This is a genomic window from Caballeronia udeis (assembly GCF_044909315.1).
Taxonomy (GTDB): domain Bacteria; phylum Pseudomonadota; class Gammaproteobacteria; order Burkholderiales; family Burkholderiaceae; genus Caballeronia; species Caballeronia udeis_A.
The window spans coordinates 1-1854 of sequence record NZ_JBIYEB010000081.1 but is presented as its reverse complement, the minus strand read 5'-3'; the positions used below and the strand labels follow the sequence as shown (position 1 = coordinate 1854).

General features: G+C 53.0%; 2 protein-coding genes. One reads left to right on the top strand and one right to left on the bottom strand.

All coding sequences use genetic code 11. The features are described from left to right. Positions 1–260: 260 nt before the first annotated feature. Positions 261–614 carry a hypothetical protein gene (locus tag ABH944_RS44520; RefSeq protein ID WP_404615809.1) on the bottom strand — a complete coding sequence of 118 codons (354 nt, stop codon included), beginning with the start codon at positions 612–614 and terminating at the stop codon, positions 261–263. A gap of 395 nt (positions 615–1009) precedes the next feature. Between ABH944_RS44520 and ABH944_RS44515 the strand changes: the two genes are divergently transcribed. Then, positions 1010–1618: a hypothetical protein gene (locus tag ABH944_RS44515; protein ID WP_404615811.1), complete on the top strand. Its 609-nt coding sequence runs from the start codon at positions 1010–1012 to the stop codon at positions 1616–1618. Positions 1619–1854 lie beyond the last annotated feature (236 nt).

The following is a 1854-nucleotide window of genomic DNA, read 5'->3' as shown; positions in this document are numbered from 1 at the left end:
TGCGCGACCGCTGATGCGCGAAACGACCGATCGGTGTCTGATGCAATTTGTATACGCATGTCCCCGCACGGCGAAACAGCGATTGGCACTGACCGACCCACAAGGGACGCTCAGCTTTCTCGAAAGCGGTCACTCAACGCGCATCGAAAGGCGCTTCAAAATACGCCGATATGATTAGGAATCACGCGGTTAGGTGGTTTCCGTACGTTCGAATTTCAGAACCTTTTAAAAAAGAGTAGCGGGAGCGTGCGGTTCTCTCACTAAAACCGGATGCGCCGCCCGTTCTTCCCTACACTAACGGCTTTACCGCCCATGATGTCGGCCTCGCGTTCAAGTCGAGTGTCGTCGTTGGCACCTACATCCTCTGCCGTCCGGTTCGTCGGCGTGACTCGGCCTTGCGTTTGCTGCACGATTTGCCGAGCCTCGTGTGGCACATGTTTTTCTTGCTCAAGTGCAACGTGGATAACGCTGCCTTGCGCAGAAGCCAGTGCGTCGAGCTGTGCGGGAGCCGGCGAGTTGTAGTGAACTTTGGGCGAATCTGGCGACATGCCCGAAAGCGCTTCGATGCCTGTCTTCAGTTCGTCGGGGATTCCGGTACGGTTCACCTTCGTCATTGTCGGCTTCGCGCTCATGGTCATAGAAATGTATTGAGAGAGCCAATGATAATTCGGAACTTGCTGCCCTACGAGCACCGGCTGGCGGCTGTCCGCCTGGAAGAGGGGAGCGTCAAAGCAGACTTGGACGTCACAGTCCGACTCTATATTGAGTAACTTACCTATCCTCTGTGCGCTGACGTACACTCCGCGCGTAATACACAATGTACATTGGCGATTGACCGGTCCCAGTAAATACGACCGGGAAGCGTGATTAATAAAGTTTGCCAAGTTCAGACGGTAGTCACGGTGGCGGCGCAAAGTGCGGTGCCCTTTCATGGGCTGACACAACCTGCCCGTTAGTCGAAGGATGAGATTTTTTGTCTTCCAAATTAACGTCACCGAGAACCATAGCAATGTCGATAAGATCCACTTTATCTTTGCTAATCGCGGCCACCACGTTGGGATTACCTGTCGTCTTTCCGTGGTCGCTCGCTTCTGCCGATGGAGTTCATTTAAAAACACAGTCAGCCTGGGCTAACGAACCAAGTAGCTTCGCTGGTATCGCTCTCGGCAAGCCGTTATCTATGCCTGAGTGTCCGAAGGTTGGTGATTACAACTATGAGTGCTATAGCCTCGATACGGACTATTCAGAGAAGTACGGCCAAGCAACTGGCACTGTAGAACATGGGCCTGACCTTGGACTCAACCCTTATGCTTCGCTCGGCTTTACCTTGCTGGATTCGAAAGTAAGCTCCGTTTTCGTTGGTGCGAATGCTACTGGCACAGACGTTATGAATGCAACTATTACAAAGTTCGGACTGCCAACCGGAGAAGACGGCGACGACGAAGACGGCGAATGGTACTCCCTTATATGGAAAGGCAAAAATGTAGCAATTGAATATCAACTGACAAGAGATTCCGAATCTTTACATGTCAACTATTTGCCGCTGCAAGCGATTCACCGAGCACGCAAGGATGCCGCAACAGCGAACTCTGCGGCGCGCACGGCGTCGAAATTTTAATTTGTTCGGAGACACGAGCGTGCACGAGGGAGCGGTCAAACAAAAGGGAAGCATTTTCGCGCGTGTCCGCCAAGCCTTGTCAAGTTTGTCAACGAATCGATCAAGTGGACCGAGTGACCGTTCCTGGCCGACTCGGGAAGTCGGCGATTAGCCCTGGTCGACTCGTTTCGGGCAACGGCCTCGTTCCACAGAGGCCATTCGACACGAGCCTCGAACATTGGCTATCCCGTCAAGCT